Below are 20,348 nucleotides of genomic sequence, written 5' to 3'. Positions count from 1 at the left end.
TGAGTCATTAAAATACAGAGCGGCTGCATGAATAAATTAGCAGTTATGTCAATCTAAAAAAACTTCGGAACCGAGTATAAAGGTTTATTGGATAACGTTAAAAGCGAATACTTTAGCCGACAGTATGGCTATGACTCGCTATTGCGGTTAACCACCAGTACGCAGCGTTCTTACAATGAAACCTTTACGGTTGAAACCCAATACGACGAGTTTAGCCGCCCGGTTAAAACCGTTTACCCAACCGGTTTAGCGATTGCCCAGCAATACAATGAGCACGGTTATTTAAAAGCCATTACCGATGGAAAGGTGGAAAACCCGAAAAAGTATTGGGAAGCAACAGAAGTCGATCCGTTTGGGAATGTGGTCGAATCTGAGTTGGGTAATACTATTAAAAATACCCGCTTCTTTGATCCCAAAACTGGCCGGTTAATCGCGATTTCTGATCGTCTCAGTGATGCTAACCAAGTTAATTTATTGGAATTTAGCTATGACGATATCGGCAATTTAACTAGCCGCACCGATACACGGTTAAGTATCAATGAAACTTTCCAGTACGATCAGCTTAACCGCCTGACCGATGTGTTAGCCACCTTCAGTGATGGTAAAACCCAAAACACGCGGGTGGAATATGATGCGATCGGGAATATCACTTTTAAATCCGATGTGGGCAGTTACAGCTATGGGGGTAGCTGCAATGGCAAACCCGCTGGGCCTCATGCCGTAACCAAAACCACTGGCGTTCAAAACACCACGTATTGCTATGACAAAAACGGCAATATGGTCAGCGGCAATGGCCGCTCGGTGCAATACACAGCATTTGATAAGCCGGATTTAATTACCAAAGGCGATGCATCCACTGCTATTGCTTATGGGGCTGATCGGGCGCGTCACCGTCGTGTCGATACCACAACCCAAGGAAAAAATACCACCTACTACATGGGCGGTATTTACGAAAAGGTTGTTAGCGACAGCGGCAAAGTACAGCACAAGCATTACATTGCTGACATTGCTATCGTCACTCAAACCGAAAATGGCGGCGAAGAAAACGGCACCAAAACCAACTACCTGCACCGGGATCATTTAGACTCGATTGTTGCCATTACCGATGAAAATGCACAGGTGATAGAGCGGTTTAGCTACGACCCCTGGGGTAAAAAGCGCTTAACCGACTGGAAACCTGCACCGGATTACACTGCACTTGCCTCCAATATTACTACTCGTGGTTTTACTAACCATGAGAATTTGGATGCAGTGGGCTTAATCCACATGAACGGACGGGTCTACGATCAGAACCTCGGAAAATTCCTTTCTGCCGACCCATTTATTCAAGCACCGTACAACTTACAGTCGTTTAACCGTTACAGTTATGCTTGGAATAATCCACTTAATGGAACAGACCCATCAGGCTTTACATTAATTGGCTCTGCGGTTGGCGATCATAGTGGTCGATTTGATTCTCCTAATGATAAGAATGACAACAGCAATAGGGGTGGGGGTTTTGATAATAGAAATGATGATGGAAGAAGGAGTGACTGGAGCAGCGACTACAACTCAAACTCACTAGATGACCGCATTGGCATCGACTTTGACAGAACATTTGAAACAAGAGGACCAACACAGACAGAAATTAACCATCATGTAAACAATGCAGGTAGTTATGATGATGTTACGGATTATGCTACAGCCCATGGTAATCCTAGTGGGGTTCTGAGTGACCAGCCACGAAACGTAATTAGACTTGGCCGATTATCAGATGAAGAACTCGCAAAAAGAGGATTCTTTTTTAATGCCGCTGATAAAGTTCTGGGTTTTTTAGAGTATGTTAACCCTAAAAAGGTAGGCCAAACGATAATAGGGGGTATTGCCAAAGGCATAGGAACTCTTACAAGTAAAGCGAAAAGCTTGGTTTCTAGCTTGACTACTAGTAATACAAACAGAGGGGCATTCGGACATAAGGCTAATATCAACCTCAAAAAGCAGCTGAAAAGTGAAGAACAGCTTGCAGATATTAAAGCAGGGGGCGGAACTCCTACTCACGGTGCAGACGCCAAGGCAAATCTCGATGTTGCAGACAGGCTTGTAAGGACATATGGTGGAAAAAAATCTGATTGGCAAAAAGTTTCAAGTGATTCATATAAGGCTGCTGATGGATCTCATGTAGAAATACACGCCTATAGAAATGTATCCACTGGACAAGTGTACGAGCCAAAAACTATTGCATACCCTCAAACAAAAGGATCTCAGTAATGAAAGTAGTGGCAAGACAAACACAACTAAGTGAGTCGCAGAAAAAGAGTTTAGGTATTCCCGAATCAAATCAAACTCGTTGGCAAATTACTGAAGGTAAAACCTACTTAGTTATTTCACTAGGCAATGCCCCAGGTTCAAGTTTCTATGGCAATAGTATGCTTTACGATATTGAAGATGACTTTGGTAAGTTAATTCCTATACCAGCAGATTTGTTTGAAATTATTGATCCAACACCTTCGAAATATTGGCAAGTAAAAGTAGATGGGATAAAACTGTCATTTGATCTAATAGACTTTATAAAAGACCCAGGTCTCTCAGAAAAGATTTTAGACAGAGAAGTAGATGCTCTATTGGCCTTTGATGAAATAAAGAAAAAGCTAGAAGCTGAACACAGTAATTAAATAGTTAGAAATAACCATAAATTATTCCCCTCAACCCCAGCCTAAAAACTGGGGTCATTAATTTTCATAATACTTTTAGTCAATATGGAGTAGTTAGAGTGAAGCAGTTATTGACTGTGTTTTTACTTTCAACAGTAGTCGGTTGCGCTTATCAACCACCCGTACGTGAAGTACAAGAAGGCTTTTTTGTTTCGTCCAGAAACCCAGTGCTTAAATTTAAACTGCCGGATAACTGGGAGTATACCAACAGCCATTATCAAAAAGGGTTTGAGCGCTATAACTCAGGCCAAGATCGTGATTTGTTTGGTAACACCATGAATAATAACCAGCATAACTTTGCGATCAAGGGTAAGCCTGAAGCACGCGTGATTGATTCCGTCACCATTCAGTTCGAACGTACCTATGGCAATATGATGTTTACTAATGACTTTGCGGATAAATCAGCTTACATAAAAAAAGATAAAGAACGTTTTATTGATGGTCGTTACTACAATACCGGCTATTTAGTACTCAACAATCAGGGTAAAGACAAAGGCTGCTACCTACACAAAACCTTTTTCCGCACTTTGCCGGGCCGCAAGCATTCCTTTGCGATCAACCTATACAAAGGCGTTGAATGTATGGATCGTGACAATACCGCAATCAATGCGTTAATTAAGCAAAACGAAGCGGGATTTAACCAGGTGGTGAATGAGGTGATATTGCACAAGGGGTAATCCTTAAGCCCAGTAGCCTCAACTACCCCACCTACCTTATCAAGTCACTGCACATTAGGTATAATCCAGGGCTTTTGTTCAGCTGTGTTTTGAAGTAGATGAGAATAATTGTTGTATTTATAAGCTTTGCATTCATGATTGGTTGCTATAATTCTAAAAGCATAAAAAATTTAGATAAAGAGCAGCCTGTTGTTCTAACAAATGAGCAATGAAAAAATCTAAAGTTAATTAAAGCAGAGGGGCTTAGATACCCAAAGTATGCTTATGAAAATAATATTGAAGGTTCAGTTCTGACTGAAGTTACCATTGATAAGGCTGGCAACGTAAGCAAGATAAAGATTATAGAGTCTGTTCCTAAAGGGGTCTTTGATAAGGCTGCAATAAGAACCATTAAAACATCAAAGTTCACAACAAAAGATAGCATCTGTAAACAAGACGGATGTATATTAACAATTCCATTTTTATTCAAGATCAAATAAGTAAATTTATAATATGTATTTACTATCAAAAACCGCTTCCATAGTAAAGTTACTTTTTATAACTACAGTTTTACTACAGGGCTGTACCACTGTTTGGAAAAAACAGCCTTGTAAAACACCTGCCGAATGCGCTGAAAAGACAGCTTCTATTGCAGGTGAAATGCAAGAAAACATTTTAAGTAATTGGAGTGAACCTGAAGGAGCAAATAGAGGTTTGGAAGTAATGATTCAAACTGAACTTGATCGAAATGGGCGTGTACTTAGAATGTCGGTGATTGAATCCAGTGGTAATATGCAATTTGATAAAAGTGCCATGAATGCTATCAAGCGCGTAGGTCAGTTTGAGGAAGTCAAGTATGTGAATGATACAACTTACAGTAGAAACTTCAAAAAATTAAGATTTATATTCAGACCAGAAGCTATTTAAATCTTCAAGGTAACTACTTACAATTTACTGCACTTTATTTCAATTATGAAACTAACAAAAATCCTCTAAAGCCCTTATACAGTAATGGTTAAACTTCCTCTCCTGCACTCTTTTCAATTGCACAAAACTTTTATGACGTAAAACCCGCAGGGGGAGGATGAGTGCTTTTTTCCGCTCCTCTGGATTCCGGGTAAGATTTTTTTGTCGCAATGACAGCGGATTAGGGACGAGTTCGAGACACCACTAATGCAGTTTGGATAGATAGGAGTAAAAAGCGGGCTAATGCTCTGTCAGAGGCTTAAGACTTAAGTGAGGTATTTTGGGGGTAGAGGCTGGCTGTCTCTGGTTTAGCAGCCTAGATACTGGAATACAAACAAGCGCTTAACACCTGTTTTAGTGAGATATGCCCTCAGAAAGGCTCAAAAAGCAAAAAGCATCACAAGAAAAAACTTGCTCTTTCAAATGATAACGATTATCATTTACAGAATGAGCGTAACCTAACAGGTTATCTCCTCATCAGGCTAATCACACATTCAGGCTACCTATTGGTAGCCTTTTTTTGACAGCTAATTAAGCCTTACTAGCCGATTTTATATAAGAAATCAGTATTCTGCTGTTTAACCGTGCCAGCTTGCTGGATTAAATTCGATTTATTGGTTGAAATTCAATTATATTCATTTCTGTGGGAAGAGGTATGACTTGGCATAGTTTAAATCCTGCCTTGATACCCATATTTTCAAACTGTCGTGTACGAGACTGCCGCTATAACCTCACATTGGGTATATAATTCAGTAAGTTCTTTGATTACATCAAAGTGTTGTTGCTTTTCGACAGGCCACCAGCATGCCTTCAAATCAACGCATTGATTGATAATTAACCAAAAGACCAGAGACAGCAAACAATTATTAGAGGTGCCTACAGCATGAAAGTGAATAATATGCGCCAATATCTGACTATTTTACTTTTGTTTGTTGGTATATTGACTGGTTGCTCTGAGAGCGATAAACAAACCGCTGACAAGCCCAAGGCTGCTCCAGAAAAAGTTCAACTTAAGATGGCTAGCTTTACTGAAAAAAGCTGGTTAAGAACCCAGTTACCAGCAGATGCTCTGGCCTATCTACGAGTACCAAATGTGTGGTTTTTATTTGCTGACGTAGAGAGTGGATTCAAGTATGCCCAAGGTAATGAGCAACATGTAGCACAGTTAAAAGCCATCCAGCAAGGTCTGTATCAGAATCTATTAATTAAAATGGAAGATGCCATTAAGCCAATTGCATCCTTATTAATTAAACATATTAATGGCCCATTTGAGGCTGCAGTATTAAATAATCCTGACAATCCAATGATGCCTTATGTAGTAGTCGCGACCAAGCTTGATTTTAAACAGGTATCAGAATTTGAAGCAAGCTTTACCCAGTTATTACAACAACAGCCAATGCTTCAGATTATTGACAAAATTGATGCACAAGGAAATGGCAGCATACAATTTGCCCCCATGGGAGTAAATGGACAGTTTCAATTCAATGCTCAAACAGGTCATTTTCAATTAGTTGCAGCAATGGGAGCACAGCCAGATAAACTAAAAAGTACTTTAAATAGTTTAGCTCCTGTTAAAGATCATCCAATGTATTCAGTTGAAGCAAAAACAGACGCAAGCGGAAAAGGTTTATTTGGTTACATTAACGCTAAGCTTATTTTGCCTATTGCTCAAAAAACTATGAAGCCAGAACAACTAGCAGGCCTAAAAATGTCTGGTTTTGACAAAGTCAGCGCACTAGCATTTGGCTATGGAACGAGCGCAGACAAAACACGCTTAAAAGTCATCGCAGAAATGCCAGTTGCTGGTTTTAGGGCCTACTTACCCAGTGTTAAGAATCATTTTGATCTTTCCGCTAGAGGTGAAATTGACTCTGTAGGCATTTTATCGTTACCGACAGAAGCCCAATACAGGCAAATTGAAGCAACCACTGTGATGGTTAAAGGTTCATCGCCAGAATATTTCAAAGCCAAAGAAGAATTTAAGAAACAAACTGGTTTTTCAATCGAACAGTTACTTTCAATACTTGGTCCAGAAGTTATCTACTTTTCTGACTCAATAAGTGACTTCATTGCAGTTCGGTTAAGTAAACCAGAGCAACTCAAACAATTAATCAATAATGCACAACAGAAAAAATGGATAGATTATCAAGAACATAAAAAAAATGGGGTTACTATAAAACATATCACAACACCTTTTATGAACCTAGATAAATGGAGCAATACTATAAGTCAAGAGTCTCCTGTAGTAGGGGAAATTGCTGCTCAATTAAAGACGCATTACTATTGGATTGAAGAGAGTGGATACATGATCCTCTCTGCTGTACCACAACCCTTAATAGAACGAGCCAGCAGAAAAGATACCCATAATATTGGTGAGTGGTTAACTCAATCTCAGAAGCAAGACTTATCCAGTGCATTTTTAGGCTACTCTACTTCAAAAGTAAAGTTATCTCGAACGTCATATCATGTGTATTTACAATTACTCAATGCACTATCTGATATTAGTGGTGCTCAAGTAGACATTTTCTCATTACCTCATGCAGGCCAACTTAGCTTTGCCGACAAAGGTAGTCTTGGTGTTAATCTGGATTTTAATGAAAACTACCTAGCATTAGAGTTTAGCTTTGAGCAAAGTATTCTCGATTTACTTTATGTTGGTGATTACAAAGTTGTTGCTATGATAGGTATTCTAGCGGCAGTGGCAATACCAGCTTATCAAGATTACACACTGCGTTCTCAAGTGTCAGGCGCATATTATTCTGCTCAACCAATTCAGCAAGAAATTCGTCGTCTGATTACTGAAGGCACTCCGTTAATTGAAGTTACAAATGGAATAGGGCAAATATTACCAGCCACTGACTATCAATCTGACTACATTACCTCTATTGAGGTTAATCAAGGAAATATATTTATTAATCTTGGTGGTGAAAAGATGGATGAGAATCTTAATGGTTTGGTGTTACAACTTATTGTACAGCAGGATGAGTCGACAGGTGAATTATACTGGCAATGCTCTAGTGATGAAATAAAAAATGCATATTTACCTATAGCTTGTCGATAGAAGAAAAATGGGCTACCGCCCGTTTTTCTTAATACTTATTTTTGTACCAACAGGCTGGTATGTAATAAGCCGTATTTTTTCTCTAATATTGTTTCAATGCATAAAAAGGCAAATATGATTCACTATTTAGTTATGTATAACTTCACCTAAAAATTTACCTATTTGTAGGTACACTGCTATACTACATAGCTAACTAACTTCAATACTTGCAATAACTCTAAAGCAGCCCTTCCGCTCTCAACCTACTTTTTGTTAATGGTTAAGGGAAATCGTAGTGCAAAAAAACCATCCAGTTACAGGCAAAGAAAAATCTTTTTCACCAGACCAACGGCTAATATCTACTACCGATTTGAGAGGACGCATCACCCACTGTAATGATGTGTTTATCGATGTTGCAGGATTTAGTCGTGATGAACTTATTGGCCAGCCTCATAATATTATCCGACACCCAGATATGCCTGCAGCTGCATTCCAAAATATGTGGAGCTATCTCAAAGCTGGTCAGCCATGGATGGGCATTGTAAAAAATCGCTGTAAAAATGGTGACCACTATTGGGTTAATGCTTATGTAACGCCTATTTTTGATGGAGATAATATCGTTGGCTATGAGTCTGTTCGCACTTGCCCAACCAGAGAACAAGTTAATAGAGCAGAACAAATCTATTCAAGTATAAACAGAGGTAAAAAATTAAAACTAAACTCATTGATAACGCTTACTGAAGGCACTGCTTTACTATTTTTAACAGCAACACTCGTACTACTCATTTCCCAGCTCCCTGTTATTGCAGCCATTACTGGCACTATTGGACTTTTCGTTAATCTATGTTTAGTCCGATGGCAGCAACAACGTCACAACCAGTTATTTCTTAAACTACTAGCTGGTAGCTTTTCAGACCCACTTGCAGGGTTAGTTTATGCCAATGACGCCGGGCCAATAGGCCAAATACAAGTTTCTATTCTCAGCTTAAAAGCCCACTTAAATACTGTAATAACTTGCATTGAGGAGCTATCAAAACGTGTAGCTCTTGAAGCCGACAAAGCGCTCAGATCCACTCAACGTTCACAACAAGCGATGCAAGAGCAACGTACTAAAACGAACTCCGTAGCCTCTGCTATGAATGAAATGACTAGTGCTATTGGAGAAGCCTCAACCCATATCCAAAATACTGCTCAACAAACCGAAGAGGCCAGTCAGCACTCTGCATCTGGAAAAGGCATTGCAGTCACAACTCGTGAAAGTATTGCTCAATTGCAAGATAAAGTGAATGACATCAGCCTTTCGGTTGAAGAGCTATCAACCCAAACAGAAAATATTGCTAGTGCTGCTAATCTAATTGAGGGTATTGCAGACCAAACCAACCTATTAGCATTGAATGCAGCCATTGAAGCTGCTAGGGCAGGAGAGCAGGGACGTGGTTTCGCTGTTGTTGCAGATGAAGTTCGACAACTTGCACAACGCACTCAAAGCTCCACTCAAGAGATCCATAACATTATTCAAAGATTAACTGCGCAAGCCAAAACTTCAGTTGAAACTGCCAAGCAAGGCCAAAAAGATGCAGATAATGGCCTGAATAACGTGATGGAAGCGGAAGCTATGCTTGGAGAAATTACTAGTGCACTATCCAAAATAGCGACAGTTTCCTCCCATATGGCAGCATCTTTTGAACAACAAGCTAAATCTTCAGAAGAAATTAATCACCAGGTGAACCATATTTCCTCTCTTGCACAGGAAACTATGACGGCAGGGCAAGAAACACTAGCCGGAATTCAATCCCTAAAAGGAGCATCAAACGATTTATATGTTCTGGTTGATCGTTTTCAACGCTGATTATCTAATTGATATCAGTTACAGATTGCACTGTAACTGAATATGTTAGTTTACTTTTTGTGTATAACTTGTAAGAAGTATGGAGGTTACACGCCACAATCGCCATAAAATTTTATGACTCCACCTTCAACTGGTTTTAATAAACGAATAACACCTGTGTAATTGGTATGCTCAACACCAGATTCACCCGCTTTCATTGCAATCTCTATTTGAATATTTTCATTGGAGTCAACTTTATAGATTCGCTTTTCAGTGTTTTCAATTTTATTAGAGCTTACTAACTTTATCGCTTCACGTTTATTATTGATTTGCATGTAAGCAACGTCTTCAGCACCAGCTAAAAGCGTTACAAAAACAAATTTCCATGTATCTTGGTTATCAAAGTCAAACTTATGACCTTCTTTGAAAAAGGTACAGTAGGAGTTAACATCTGGCCAGTGCATTTCACCTATGACGGAATCTTTTTGCACGTTAACTTCAGTTGTCGTCTTTTTAGTTACTGCATCTTGCTGCATTAATTCGTTGGAGCTTGTTTGGTTTTGAGAGGGTAATTGTGACTCTTCAGTGCCACACCCAGCTAACAACACCAGAAATGTAGCTAATGCTAAAACTCGTAGCATAGTTATTCCTTACATTATCGGAAAAATTATAATAATAACAGGAGGTATAAAGAATTGCACTTTAGCATAAAAACCACAATGGTTGGATGGTATAGCCAAAGTGACAGTTTTTTAGGTAAAGTCATCAAGCAATAAAACCTCATGAGCTTATAAATAATGTGCAAAAGGTATCATTAATTTTTTATTTTAAGTAACTACTCATATAAATACTAATGATTTTACAACAAATGTAGATTTATATATAATCACTCACTAACGGGTAAAATAAGGGGATATAATGGAGCATACTGGTTTATACATCATGATCGCTGTTGCTATTTTTATTATAATAGCCAATATCTTCGCAACATTCGTAGTATGTAAAACTTACTTTGAGATTAAACAGCGCCGTTTATATCAAATCTTATTTATCTGGCTTGTGCCCATCATTGGTTCTGCACTGGCAATATACCTTAATCTAGAAGATTACTTTGAACAAAAGCATTCTACCAAAATAGGCAACCATCCCAATATTACTGATGCTGAAGCAGTTACTTTTGCTGTTGGCTCAGACAGATAAATGTAGATTTATACTCAATAATTAACCACTAATTGAGCTCCAAACTGTTCACTTGAAGTATTACAATATGGCTGGTTCATGACATTGAGCATGATGTCTCCAAGCGGCTTCCGATAGTGTGACGGCTCCCAAAACCAGTGCAACGCTTCACCTTTGGTTTTAACCATGGTGGGCTGTTCATTGCCAAACCTACGATCATTAGCAAAGTCCCAGAACGCTAAAGAAGGGTGCTCTGCTGCTGCTAATACATCAAGCAGCATTTGGTGCCATTGTTGATATTTTGTTGTGAGCTTATACTGGTCAATTAAATTCCAATAATCATTGTGAAATGGGTTAGTAAACACCTTTATTCTTATTTGCTTTTCCTTAGCTATTTGTAAAAACATTGCTAGCTCATCAAACTCAATTGAACGATTTCCCGCTTTATCAAATAAATACTTTGGACGACTAAGGCGATCTGCAAGCTGTGGTAGCTTTTGGGAAAATAAAGCTACTGCACCTTCTGTATTAATTACAGTAAAGTAGTCTCGTGCTGGATTAAATCCACTATTGGTACGATCACTGGCTGTAGGTATTTGTTGTATAACTGTTTTTAGGCTGCTCGTCAATGCATCTAGACTCAATAGCGATCGATAGTTATCCACAAGATACTGCCATTGGTATTTTGTATTTTTATCACCATATTTAGTATATTTCATTCTTTTAATTGTGTTTAAGCGTCTACTCTTTTGCTGATTGTCATAATCCGCCTGGTTGATTAAAAAGTCGGTAAAATCAACACTTAGGTATATTTCTTTAATATTGTTTTGATAAATAAGATTTAAAGCATAATGCAACTGCATTTTTACGCTCGAGCCTGGAACAGCCAGATTATAAACTAATCGATCCTGAAAACATTGGTGATTTGGATCCAGCCCCATTTCAACACGAGAGTTTCCTACAATCAGGGTATTCCATGGCTTTGTTAAAGGTTGATAGGCTTTTGTCACCCGAACATAGTTATTAATATCTGCTTTATAGTAATTAACACCTGATATTCTAGGTGAACCAAATAGAAGGTACGGATCAACAACCCAGTTAAGTAATATGACCATTGAAGCTAAACAGCCACCAAGCCAGAGCGCTTTGCTTAAGTATTGTTTTGCATTCATGATTACTGCTTCCTTGTTAAAACTGGAAATATAAAAACTCAGAAACCTGGCTAAGGGTTAAAATTCCAAAAGTCAACATCACTGCTGTTTGGGCTACCCAGCGATTATTATAATCCCATTGATACCAACGCAATGGAGTAAGCTGAAAAGGAATAGTTGAGTCGCAAGAGATTTTTTCTTTTACTGCAAATATTTCTACTACATTGGGTGCTTTTAGCGCAATCACACCTGCTCCCAAAACCCAAACGGCATTTAAGGCTAATTGCTTGCCACTACCTTGCGAGACACCAATATTTATAGCAGTTAACCAATGTGTAAACTCACCCAACCGGACATAAATACCAGAGGGTAGGTTGGCACCATATTCGCCAGCCATAGCAAAGAGAATAATATTGGCTTGTTCAATATTAGGCGCACGAAAATAGACCCAACCAACAATCACTGCTAATAAGGTGAGCACCCAACTCAACAGACGATAAGTTTTATAGTCTTGTATAGAAAAGTTAAGTGTTTTTAATAAGTATGACCAGGTATGGTTAACGATCAAATAGAAACCATGCAAGCCCCCCCAAACAATAAATGTCCAACCTGCACCATGCCAAAGTCCACCCAGTACCATAGTTATGAAAAGATTGTTATAACGTCTAACTTTTCCATGGCGGTTACCTCCTAATGCAATGTAAAGATAATCCCTTAAAAATCGAGACAAAGTAATATGCCAGCGCCTCCAAAAGTCAACAATACTTGTTGCTTTGTATGGGGAAAAGAAATTGATGGGAAGCTTTACACCAAACAACCTGGCACACCCGATAGCCATGTCAGAATAGCCAGAAAAATCAAAGTATAACTGTAGTGTATAAGCTAACGCTCCCCCCCAAGCAGTGAAGAAATCAATTTTTTCAGTTAAATCACTACTATCAAATACCGGACTGACATAAATTGACAGGTTGTCAGCTATAACCGTTTTCTTGAACAGGCCAATAGCAAATATGGTAATACCAATGGCAAAATTTGCTGCTTGTGGCTTAATATTCTCTGGTCGTAAAAACTGAGGCAGTATTTCTTTATGATGGACAATCGGCCCAGCAATTAACTGAGGAAAAAAGCAAACAAACAGACAATAATGTAAAAAACTGTATTCCTTGGTTTTTCCTTTCCAAGCATCTACTAAATAAGCAATTTGTTGAAATGTGAAAAATGAAATTGCAAGTGGTAATACAACATTACTTATATTCCACTGTGTTGCCAACACTAAACTAATGTTTTTAACAAAAAAACCTGCATACTTAAAGTAAGCGAGCAAACCAAGATTAGCACTAATACCAAAGATAAGTAGCCCTTTAGGTTTTTGTTGCCGCCTGTTGTTATTAACAGCTTCACTTAGTCGTTTACCTAGGTAATAATTAAACCCTATAGAAAACAGCATCAGTGGCAGATAGGAAGGATTCCAAAACCCATAAAAAAATAAAGATGCAAACACCAGTAAAACTAATCCACATTTAAGTGAACACTTCTTTACAAGAAAAAAATAACCAAATAATGTGATAGGTAAGAATAAGAAAATAAATTCAAATGAGTTGAACAGCACTACATCATTCCTTGAGTCATTTACTGCTATTAAAAATTAACAATTTGCGATTGTATACTAATCGCTAGTGGTCCATGTGTAAAGTTGGGTAACAGCCTTCAAAGCCATTTATTTTCTGGTAAGGCGCTTTTTTTCAGGCATAGCGGGTCTACGTCAAGAAAAGTAACACAGCCAGAAGATAAAGGGGGAAGAAGTTGCTACCTTATTTTGCGCATGGACCACTAGGATCGATTTTTTCAAGGAAAGAAGACTGCTGTCTCTCTAGCTTGTTCAGGATTGTGAGTAAAATATAGGTGTATATCAATCAACTATTGAAGGTTATAATCGTATATTGCAATTACTTGCTAACCCGACTATATATTTCCTCCTTAGTGCAAACTACTTAAACAGAACATCTGATAACAACCATAAACCAACCAGCACCAAGCTTAATGCAAAACTGTAGTTTACATATTTTAAATAGCTTGATTTAGTAATTAGTTTTATAATTAATGCCCCCATTCCAATCCAGACAATGTGAGTCACTATATTAAGCCCAAACAACATAACAACCATAATCGCTATGCCATACTCCCCATACTCTTTTGCTGATTGGTCAGTAAATAGGGTAAACATCAAAATAACCATTAACCAACCTTTAGAGTTGAATAACTGTAAAATGATACCGTCTTTAAATCCAATGTAGCTTGCTTGTGTTGAAGCTGTCTTATTTAGCGGCTTGATGAACTTCAACGCTAACCAAAAAATATACAATGAACCAACAACCTGAAAATAAACGATGACTTCAGGATAAACAGCTAGTGTAGAACCAAGTCCTGCACCAACTAAAATGGATTTAATCAGGAGAACAGAATCTACTCCTAACATTAAAGGAAACGATTTTCTTATACCAACACTCGCTCCATTTGCGGCAAACATAATGTTTGCCGGGCCTGGACTAAATACCAATGGAAACATTACGGCCAACCAGCTAATAATAAAAACCATTTACTTATCCCTATTTAAAAACAGAGTAAAAATCATAAGCAGAATATTTACATCAATGCTTCCAGAAAGGCTTACTTCCCTCAACAATTGCTTGTTGCTTAGAAATTCCCAAGTCTTGTAATTCATGAATATCTAAATTCAATAGTTGTTTTCGGGTTCGTAAACGATGCTGCCAGCAACCCAAGTGATCAGTGAGGTGGCATAAAAAGTCTCTCACTTTCATGTCGCTCTCCTCGGTGCCAATAAATTCGTAGATTGAGGTAGTCCACTACAGGATGTCAGAAATGATAAAACTTCCTTAGAAATCATTACAGATTCAAAATTTATTAATTAATACAGTACAGATAGAGACAAACCCTTTCTGTACTGTTACTATTTTGCTCAATCTGTACTGTTTTATTATCGTGTAATGGAATTGTGTTACACATCTGTATATAAGAGCAGGATTGCGGAGTCATGCTATGAAGCTCTATGAAAAGATTGCTGAGGAGTTAAACCAACAGGTCAGTCAGGGCTTTTATCAAGTGGGTGAAAAGCTACCTTCTATTAGAAGCTTGAGCAAAAACCACAACATTAGCATTTCTACCGCTCAGGAAGCCTACCGACTACTAGAAGACCAGGGAGTTGTTGAGGTGAGACCTAAATCTGGCTACTATGTATGCCAGCAAAATACACCTCCTAGACTACCGGATGTCAGCCGCCCCATTCAACGCCCAATTGATGTTTCCCAATGGCATCAGGTATTAGACCTTCTAACCAGCCATACCCGTCACGGAGATGATTTGATTACTTTGGGTAGAGCACTACCTGACTACCATACAGCCACCCTACAGCCACTATTAAGAACCATGGCAAGTCTCACCCGAGATGTGAATAACTTTGGCAAGAGTCATGAGGAGTTAAGTGGCCTAGAAGTTCTAAGAGTTCAAATCGTTCGACAGATGATTCATTCTGGCTGTCAGTTACACCCTGATGACATCATCATTACTAACAGCTGCCAAGAAGCACTATCCATTAGTATTCAAGTAACCACCAAACCGGGTGATGTTGTCGCTGTAGACTCACCTAGTTTTTACGGTACCATGCAAACACTTCGCTCTTTACAGTTAAAAGTTCTGGAAATTCCAACCCACCCAGAAACAGGCATCAGCATTGAAGCATTAGAGCTGGCACTAGAGCAATGGCCAATTACAGCCGTACAGGTCACCCCCAGCTGTAATAATCCACTGGGTTACACCATGCCTGATAATAGAAAAAAACAACTGTATCAACTGGCTCAACGTTTCGATATTGCAATTATTGAAGATGATATTTTTGGCGATCTCTCTTACAACACCCCTCGATCTCGTACAATTAAATCATTTGATCAAGATGGCAGAGTAATTCTGTGTAGTTCTTTTTCCAAAACAATTGCACCAGGCTTTCGCTTAGGTTGGGCAGCACCTGGACGATATTGTGACTTGATCACCCACATGAAATATGTATCCAGTGGTTGTACTGCCACCATACCACAGCTTGCGTTAGCTGAATTTATGGTTCAAGGGAGTTATGAGCGGCATCTGAGAAAAATACGCCAACAATATAAGCAATCTCGCGATATAGTATTAGGTTGGTTAAAACGCTATTTACCAGAAAATATCCGCACCAGTTATCCCCAAGGGGGCTTTTTATTATGGATAGAATTACCAGACATAATAGATTCAGTTGAGCTTAACAGGCGCCTGACATTACAAAATGTGCAAATTGCCCCTGGAATATTATTTTCTGCTACTGGAAAATACCGCAATTGTATTCGTATCAATTACAGTGGTGAGCCCTCAGCTCGTCAAGAACAAGCCATTAAAAAAATAGGAGCAGAAGTATTTTCAATGCTAGAAGAATATACCGAATAACAGGCCCTAAAAGTCATTCGCGAAGGGGATACCAAGATACACACATAGGAATCATTACTCCTGCTGTTATTATCACACATGCTAAAACTTTATCTAGACTAACCACTTCATCATAAAATAGTGCCGATCCCATTAAACCAAATATAGGCACCAACAAATTAAGAGGGGCTATCACAGACATTGGGTAAATTGTCATTAATCGATTCCATATCCAATAACCCAAAAGAGTAGTAATGAATGACTGAAATAAAATAGAGAATACTCCAAGCTTATTAATAGTTATTAATTCAGTAAAAATATTCTTATCATTAACAAAAAATGCCAAAGCAAATAGTGGTATAGGAGCGAATAGACAAGACCACACAATAAAGGCAAAAATTTGCTTAATTTGTGCTTTTCTTATTATTAAACTAATACTGCTCCACGATACAGCTGCTAATAGCCCAAGTATAACACCTGCTACTGTGACGGAGCCATCTTCAATGGTTAATATAATTCCCAGCCCAATTAAAGCAAATAGCAAACCAATAACGCTGCTTTTATTTAACTCCTCTTTTAAAAAAACCACACCAAACACAACACTAATAAATACAGTGAATTCTAATATTAATCCTGCCATACCCGCAGAAACGCCAGTATAAATTGCAAGATTCATTAATCCCCACACACCAACGCCAAAAAGTAATCCGTAGCTAGCGAGCAAACTGATTTTTACATTAGGCTTTTTAATAAAGAAAATAGCGGGTATGGCAGCAAAGCTAAACCTTAATCCTGCCAAAATGAATGGGTCCATGGCATGGATACCAAGCTTAATCACTGAAAAGTTAAACCCCCATAAGCATGTGACAGCAACCGCTATGAGTAAATGTTTGGTTTTCATAACTACTACCCAATTTATAGAGAAACACCTATCTACCTCTGTGGAATTGACAAGTATGACAGGCGGCTACAAAATATACAGATACAATAATTGAATTTTTTAAGGGTACAGTTATGGTGGCACTGTATGTCTCTCTGGCTAACTCAGTGGTTGAAAACATTCAATCGGGTAAACTGCCTATAGGGTTTAAGATGCCATCCATACGGAAGTTTAAAGATCAGCACCAAATTAGCAAAACCACCGCTTTAAACTGTTATCACCTTCTTCAGGAGCAAGGCTGGTTACAGTCTAAGCCTCAGTCGGGGTTCTATACATCACTACCTTACGGTAATCAATCATCCCCAACATTCCCTAAATTTAAAGCAATCATTGCTAAACCCAAGGCCCTACGACTTGCGGATATCGAACAAGATAGTCCCTTTTATGCCTCCCAATTGGCCCCAGAATTAACGCCTACAACCTTATTAAACCGGTGCTTTAAAAGAGCCAATAGTCGTATTGATAGTGCTATTAACTTATATCCAGAAGCGCAGGGGAATCCAAAGCTTATTCGAAGTCTTGCTCATCACTTTAGCCAACATTACTTTCCTATAACAGAAAGCCTTGTCATTACTAATGGCTGCATTGACTCCGTGAAAACAGCTATTGAGGTTACAACCAATGAAGGAGATGCTATTGCGATTACTTCGCCTTGCTTTAGTGGGCTATTGGAGTTACTTGCAAGCACTAAACGGATGGTAGTAGAAATACCCAGTAATAATGGCCAGTTAGATCTTCAACAGTTAGAACAGCACATGATACAAGGCAATATTAAAGCCTGTTTGCTAAGTGCTAATCACATTAACCCTCAAGGTATTTGCTTAACTGTTGAGCAAAAGCAAACCTTGGCTAAGCTCGCTGCTCGATATCACATTGCAATAATAGAAGATGATGTATTTTTAGAGTTGAGTTATACCAATACTTCACCTTTACCTATAAAGCACTGGGACAAAAAAGGCTGGGTATTATGGTGTGGTTCTATCTCTAAAACACTTACACCTAGCTATCGAATTGGTTGGTGCGAACCTGGGCGCTTTTTTGATCAATATTTAAAATTACGCCAAGTGCAATTTTACGGGGTAAGTCAGCCACTACAAAATACTCTTCATGAGTTTATTCGTTCAGGACTATATTTAAAGCACCTAAAACAATTGCGGTTGACTTTAGCGAAGCAAACCAAAGACTATTACCAATTGCTACAACAGCACTTACCAACCACTGCTCGTTTAAGCAAAGCATTAGGAGGTATGGTCATATGGGTACAAATCCCCCAACTCAACAGTCAACTATTATTTAACCTGGCCAAAAATGAAGGAATATACTTTAAGCCAGGCAATGAGTTTAGTAGTCGTAAACTATACAATGACTGTTTTCGTATTAATGCCGGCTGGCCTATAACTCCACAACAAGAATTTGATGCAGAAGCAAATAAAAATATAGAAAAAAGAAGAAGCAAGCTCATAAAATTATGTGAGTTAATAAATTCGAATATTCACTATTAAAAAATGTAACAACTAGAATTGACACATAGTGATATGACAAAATTATTAAGAGCAGCTTTACTTGTAATCACTGGGTATAACATAGCTTGATACTTTCTACTATATTTTTCTTTTCCATACCCCCTACATTGGGTATATTCCCTGGCTCCAATGTAGATGTGTTTACTGCAAAAGCCCTTATTTTAGAAAAAGTCCACGAATACTGCGCTCCATTTAAGGAGGTTGCCTCAAGATACAATTGCTTAATTGGCAGCCGAATGGGGGTTGACATACCAGGACCAGAGCCAAGCGTGAGAGTTTCCACTAACAATATTGGCAAAAATGTTTTCACTGTTTCTTTATTTTGCCCAACTCATGAGGCAGTGAAAATTGAACAACAGGTAACAGAAGTCTTTATGCGTTATTGGTATGAAGCCAATGAAAAGGCTAAAAATAAAGACAAAGATAGAGAAAAAAAAGAACCGAAAGTTAAAAAGGTAGAGAAAAACCCGAATACAGCTATAGATATAAGAAAGAACGAAACTATATCTTAACATCGAGCTAAAGTATGGAAACAAACAAAGTGACTGTTGGCTGGCGTGAGTGGGTTAGCTTACCAGGCTTAAACATTAACACCATCAAAGCCAAGGTAGATACAGGGGCCAAAACCTGTGCCTTACATGCTTATTATATTGATCCTTACGATAAAGATGGGGAAACATGGGTTAAGTTTGGTATTCACCCTATTCAACTTGATACTGATACATCAGTGGAATGCCATGCTCGACTCGCAGATCAACGCTATGTGACAGATTCAGGTGGCCACTCAGAACAACGTTTTGTGATCATTACTACACTGGTGGTAGGCCGTGAGCAGTTCGATGCAGAAATTACACTAACCAATCGTGATTCGATGCGATTTCGTATGTTACTAGGCCGCAATGCACTCAACAACCGTTTTACTGTAGATCCAGTTGAGTCATTTTTATTAGGAGGGCCAAGCCTAGATGATGTTGATCAGGAGTAAATAGGCTATGAAAATCGGCATTTTATCGAGAAATAGAAGACTTTACTCGACTAAACGACTGATTGAAGCAGCAAAGCAACGTGGCCATGAGGTTACGACAATTGATTGCCTTAAGTGTTATATGGATATTACCTCTACTAAACCTGCTGTATGGTATAAGGGTGAAAAGTTAGAGGGATACGATGCCGTTATTCCCCGTATTGGCGCCTCTATTACCAGCTATGGCACCGCTGTGATACGACAGTTCGAAATGATGGGGGTTTACTGTTTAACCGAGTCAGTCGCCTTAGGACGATCACGGGATAAATTAAGAGCATTACAGTTATTGTCTAGAAAAGGGGTTGGCATGCCTATTACCGGTTTTGCAAACCATCTTGATAATACCAAAGACCTGATCAAACTAGTTAGAGGCGCGCCTCTCGTGATAAAGCTACTTGAGGGCACCCAAGGAAGAGGAGTTGTACTGGCAGAAACAGCTAAAGCAGCAGAAAGTGTTATTGATGCCTTTCGGGAATTAGATGCAAACTTCTTGGTCCAAGAGTTCATTAAAGAAGCTGGTGGTAGTGATGTGAGGTGCTTTGTTATAGGCAATAAAGTGGTAGCGGCCATGGAGCGAACAGCGCAAGCAGGAGAATTTCGCTCCAACCTACACAGAGGCGGAGTTGCAAACCTGACCAAGCTGACTCCTGCTGAACGAAAAACAGCAATCAATGCAGCACAAACATTAGGGCTTAAAGTATCTGGTGTAGATATTTTACGTTCAAGTCGAGGGCCTTTAGTGATGGAAGTTAACTCATCTCCCGGTTTAGAAGGAATAGAGAAAGCCACTAATAAAGATGTAGCAGGGGCCATTATTGAGTTTATTGAGGAAAATGCTAAGCCAAATCAAACCCGCACCCGTGGCAAAGGGTAGCACTCTCTTC

The 20,348-nt window shown here is 38.8% G+C and carries 19 protein-coding genes; 13 read left to right on the top strand and 6 right to left on the bottom strand.

All coding sequences use genetic code 11. The features are described from left to right. Positions 1 to 87: 87 nt before the first annotated feature. The 7 genes from ORQ98_RS23490 to ORQ98_RS23465 all read left to right on the top strand — a co-directional run bounded on the left by ORQ98_RS23490 (position 88) and on the right by ORQ98_RS23465 (position 9,201). On the top strand, positions 88 to 2,247 hold the full coding sequence (locus ORQ98_RS23490; RefSeq protein WP_274691256.1) for an RHS repeat domain-containing protein: 2,160 nt from the start codon (positions 88 to 90) through the stop codon (positions 2,245 to 2,247). Further along, on the top strand, positions 2,247 to 2,651 hold the full coding sequence (locus tag ORQ98_RS23485) for a hypothetical protein (RefSeq protein WP_274691255.1): 405 nt from the start codon (positions 2,247 to 2,249) through the stop codon (positions 2,649 to 2,651). Before ORQ98_RS23490 ends, ORQ98_RS23485 begins: the two co-directional genes overlap by 1 nt. 98 nt (positions 2,652 to 2,749) lie before the next feature. Next, entirely contained in the window at positions 2,750 to 3,367 is a 618-nt protein-coding gene (locus ORQ98_RS23480) for a hypothetical protein (protein ID WP_274691254.1), read from the top strand. A 227-nt stretch (positions 3,368 to 3,594) separates the two neighbouring features. Continuing rightward, positions 3,595 to 3,846: an energy transducer TonB gene (locus ORQ98_RS29690; RefSeq protein ID WP_425347710.1), complete on the top strand. Its 252-nt coding sequence runs from the start codon at positions 3,595 to 3,597 to the stop codon at positions 3,844 to 3,846. A gap of 13 nt (positions 3,847 to 3,859) precedes the next feature. Continuing rightward, positions 3,860 to 4,273: an energy transducer TonB gene (locus ORQ98_RS23475; RefSeq protein WP_274691253.1), complete on the top strand. Its 414-nt coding sequence runs from the start codon at positions 3,860 to 3,862 to the stop codon at positions 4,271 to 4,273. Positions 4,274 to 5,195: 922 nt separating this feature from the next. Beyond that, entirely contained in the window at positions 5,196 to 7,373 is a 2,178-nt protein-coding gene (locus tag ORQ98_RS23470; protein ID WP_274691252.1) for a pilin, read from the top strand. A gap of 274 nt (positions 7,374 to 7,647) precedes the next feature. Next, a complete protein-coding gene (locus ORQ98_RS23465; RefSeq protein WP_274691251.1) occupies positions 7,648 to 9,201 on the top strand; it encodes a methyl-accepting chemotaxis protein in 1,554 nt (517 codons plus the stop codon). 86 nt (positions 9,202 to 9,287) lie between these two features. Here the strand turns inward: ORQ98_RS23465 and ORQ98_RS23460 are convergent, their stop codons facing one another. Further along, positions 9,288 to 9,821 carry a hypothetical protein gene (locus ORQ98_RS23460; protein ID WP_274691250.1) on the bottom strand — a complete coding sequence of 178 codons (534 nt, stop codon included), beginning with the start codon at positions 9,819 to 9,821 and terminating at the stop codon, positions 9,288 to 9,290. Between the two features lie 277 nt (positions 9,822 to 10,098). Here ORQ98_RS23460 and ORQ98_RS23455 point away from each other — a divergent pair, with 277 nt between their 5' ends. Next, the gene (locus tag ORQ98_RS23455) at positions 10,099 to 10,380 is read left to right on the top strand and encodes a hypothetical protein (RefSeq protein ID WP_274691249.1); all 282 of its coding nucleotides are present in this window, start codon (positions 10,099 to 10,101) and stop codon (positions 10,378 to 10,380) included. A gap of 14 nt (positions 10,381 to 10,394) precedes the next feature. Here ORQ98_RS23455 and ORQ98_RS23450 read toward each other — a convergent pair whose 3' ends face one another. The 4 genes from ORQ98_RS23450 to ORQ98_RS23435 all read right to left on the bottom strand — a co-directional run bounded on the left by ORQ98_RS23450 (position 10,395) and on the right by ORQ98_RS23435 (position 14,329). After that, positions 10,395 to 11,531, bottom strand: coding sequence for a hypothetical protein (locus ORQ98_RS23450; RefSeq protein WP_274691248.1), 1,137 nt, complete (start codon positions 11,529 to 11,531; stop codon positions 10,395 to 10,397). 16 nt (positions 11,532 to 11,547) lie between these two features. Then, a complete protein-coding gene (locus ORQ98_RS23445) occupies positions 11,548 to 13,011 on the bottom strand; it encodes an MBOAT family O-acyltransferase (protein ID WP_274691247.1) in 1,464 nt (487 codons plus the stop codon). Between the two features lie 486 nt (positions 13,012 to 13,497). Further along, the gene (locus ORQ98_RS23440) at positions 13,498 to 14,106 is read right to left on the bottom strand and encodes a LysE family translocator (RefSeq protein ID WP_274691246.1); all 609 of its coding nucleotides are present in this window, start codon (positions 14,104 to 14,106) and stop codon (positions 13,498 to 13,500) included. Between the two features lie 52 nt (positions 14,107 to 14,158). Continuing rightward, complete coding sequence (locus ORQ98_RS23435) at positions 14,159 to 14,329, bottom strand: DUF1127 domain-containing protein (RefSeq protein WP_274691245.1); 171 nt, start codon at positions 14,327 to 14,329, stop codon at positions 14,159 to 14,161. 238 nt (positions 14,330 to 14,567) lie between these two features. Here ORQ98_RS23435 and ORQ98_RS23430 point away from each other — a divergent pair, with 238 nt between their 5' ends. After that, positions 14,568 to 15,998, top strand: a complete 1,431-nt coding sequence (locus tag ORQ98_RS23430; RefSeq protein ID WP_274691244.1) for an aminotransferase-like domain-containing protein — start codon at positions 14,568 to 14,570, stop codon at positions 15,996 to 15,998. A gap of 13 nt (positions 15,999 to 16,011) precedes the next feature. Here ORQ98_RS23430 and ORQ98_RS23425 read toward each other — a convergent pair whose 3' ends face one another. Continuing rightward, positions 16,012 to 16,878: an EamA family transporter gene (locus tag ORQ98_RS23425; protein ID WP_274691243.1), complete on the bottom strand. Its 867-nt coding sequence runs from the start codon at positions 16,876 to 16,878 to the stop codon at positions 16,012 to 16,014. A gap of 113 nt (positions 16,879 to 16,991) precedes the next feature. Between ORQ98_RS23425 and ORQ98_RS23420 the strand changes: the two genes are divergently transcribed. The 4 genes from ORQ98_RS23420 to rimK all read left to right on the top strand — a co-directional run bounded on the left by ORQ98_RS23420 (position 16,992) and on the right by rimK (position 20,338). Next, entirely contained in the window at positions 16,992 to 18,419 is a 1,428-nt protein-coding gene (locus ORQ98_RS23420) for an aminotransferase-like domain-containing protein (protein WP_274691242.1), read from the top strand. A 158-nt stretch (positions 18,420 to 18,577) separates the two neighbouring features. Next, positions 18,578 to 18,952 carry a hypothetical protein gene (locus tag ORQ98_RS23415; RefSeq protein WP_274691241.1) on the top strand — a complete coding sequence of 125 codons (375 nt, stop codon included), beginning with the start codon at positions 18,578 to 18,580 and terminating at the stop codon, positions 18,950 to 18,952. Positions 18,953 to 18,966: 14 nt separating this feature from the next. After that, entirely contained in the window at positions 18,967 to 19,425 is a 459-nt protein-coding gene (locus tag ORQ98_RS23410) for an ATP-dependent zinc protease family protein (RefSeq protein WP_274691240.1), read from the top strand. Between the two features lie 7 nt (positions 19,426 to 19,432). Further along, on the top strand, positions 19,433 to 20,338 hold the full coding sequence (gene rimK, locus ORQ98_RS23405; RefSeq protein WP_274691239.1) for a 30S ribosomal protein S6--L-glutamate ligase: 906 nt from the start codon (positions 19,433 to 19,435) through the stop codon (positions 20,336 to 20,338). The last annotated feature ends 10 nt before the right edge of the window (positions 20,339 to 20,348 follow it).

The sequence above is a fragment of the Spartinivicinus poritis genome, from assembly GCF_028858535.1.
Lineage (GTDB): Bacteria > Pseudomonadota > Gammaproteobacteria > Pseudomonadales > Zooshikellaceae > Spartinivicinus > Spartinivicinus poritis.
Note: the sequence above shows the minus strand (reverse complement) of the source record. Positions and strands in the feature narration are given on the sequence as shown.

Excerpts from the sequence above, each read along its gene's own strand:
- ORQ98_RS23485 (WP_274691255.1), top strand. The coding sequence starts at position 2,247 with ATGAAAGTAGTGGCAAGACAAACACAACTAAGTGAGTCGCAGAAAAAG.
- ORQ98_RS23475 (WP_274691253.1), top strand. The coding sequence starts at position 3,860 with ATGTATTTACTATCAAAAACCGCTTCCATAGTAAAGTTACTTTTTATA.
- ORQ98_RS23470 (WP_274691252.1), top strand. The coding sequence starts at position 5,196 with ATGAAAGTGAATAATATGCGCCAATATCTGACTATTTTACTTTTGTTT.
- ORQ98_RS23460 (WP_274691250.1), bottom strand. The coding sequence starts at position 9,821 with ATGCTACGAGTTTTAGCATTAGCTACATTTCTGGTGTTGTTAGCTGGG.
- ORQ98_RS23455 (WP_274691249.1), top strand. The coding sequence starts at position 10,099 with ATGGAGCATACTGGTTTATACATCATGATCGCTGTTGCTATTTTTATT.
- ORQ98_RS23450 (WP_274691248.1), bottom strand. The coding sequence starts at position 11,531 with ATGAATGCAAAACAATACTTAAGCAAAGCGCTCTGGCTTGGTGGCTGT.
- ORQ98_RS23440 (WP_274691246.1), bottom strand. The coding sequence starts at position 14,106 with ATGGTTTTTATTATTAGCTGGTTGGCCGTAATGTTTCCATTGGTATTT.
- ORQ98_RS23435 (WP_274691245.1), bottom strand. The coding sequence starts at position 14,329 with ATGAAAGTGAGAGACTTTTTATGCCACCTCACTGATCACTTGGGTTGC.
- ORQ98_RS23430 (WP_274691244.1), top strand. The coding sequence starts at position 14,568 with ATGAAGCTCTATGAAAAGATTGCTGAGGAGTTAAACCAACAGGTCAGT.
- ORQ98_RS23425 (WP_274691243.1), bottom strand. The coding sequence starts at position 16,878 with ATGAAAACCAAACATTTACTCATAGCGGTTGCTGTCACATGCTTATGG.
- ORQ98_RS23420 (WP_274691242.1), top strand. The coding sequence starts at position 16,992 with ATGGTGGCACTGTATGTCTCTCTGGCTAACTCAGTGGTTGAAAACATT.
- ORQ98_RS23410 (WP_274691240.1), top strand. The coding sequence starts at position 18,967 with ATGGAAACAAACAAAGTGACTGTTGGCTGGCGTGAGTGGGTTAGCTTA.
- rimK (WP_274691239.1), top strand. The coding sequence starts at position 19,433 with ATGAAAATCGGCATTTTATCGAGAAATAGAAGACTTTACTCGACTAAA.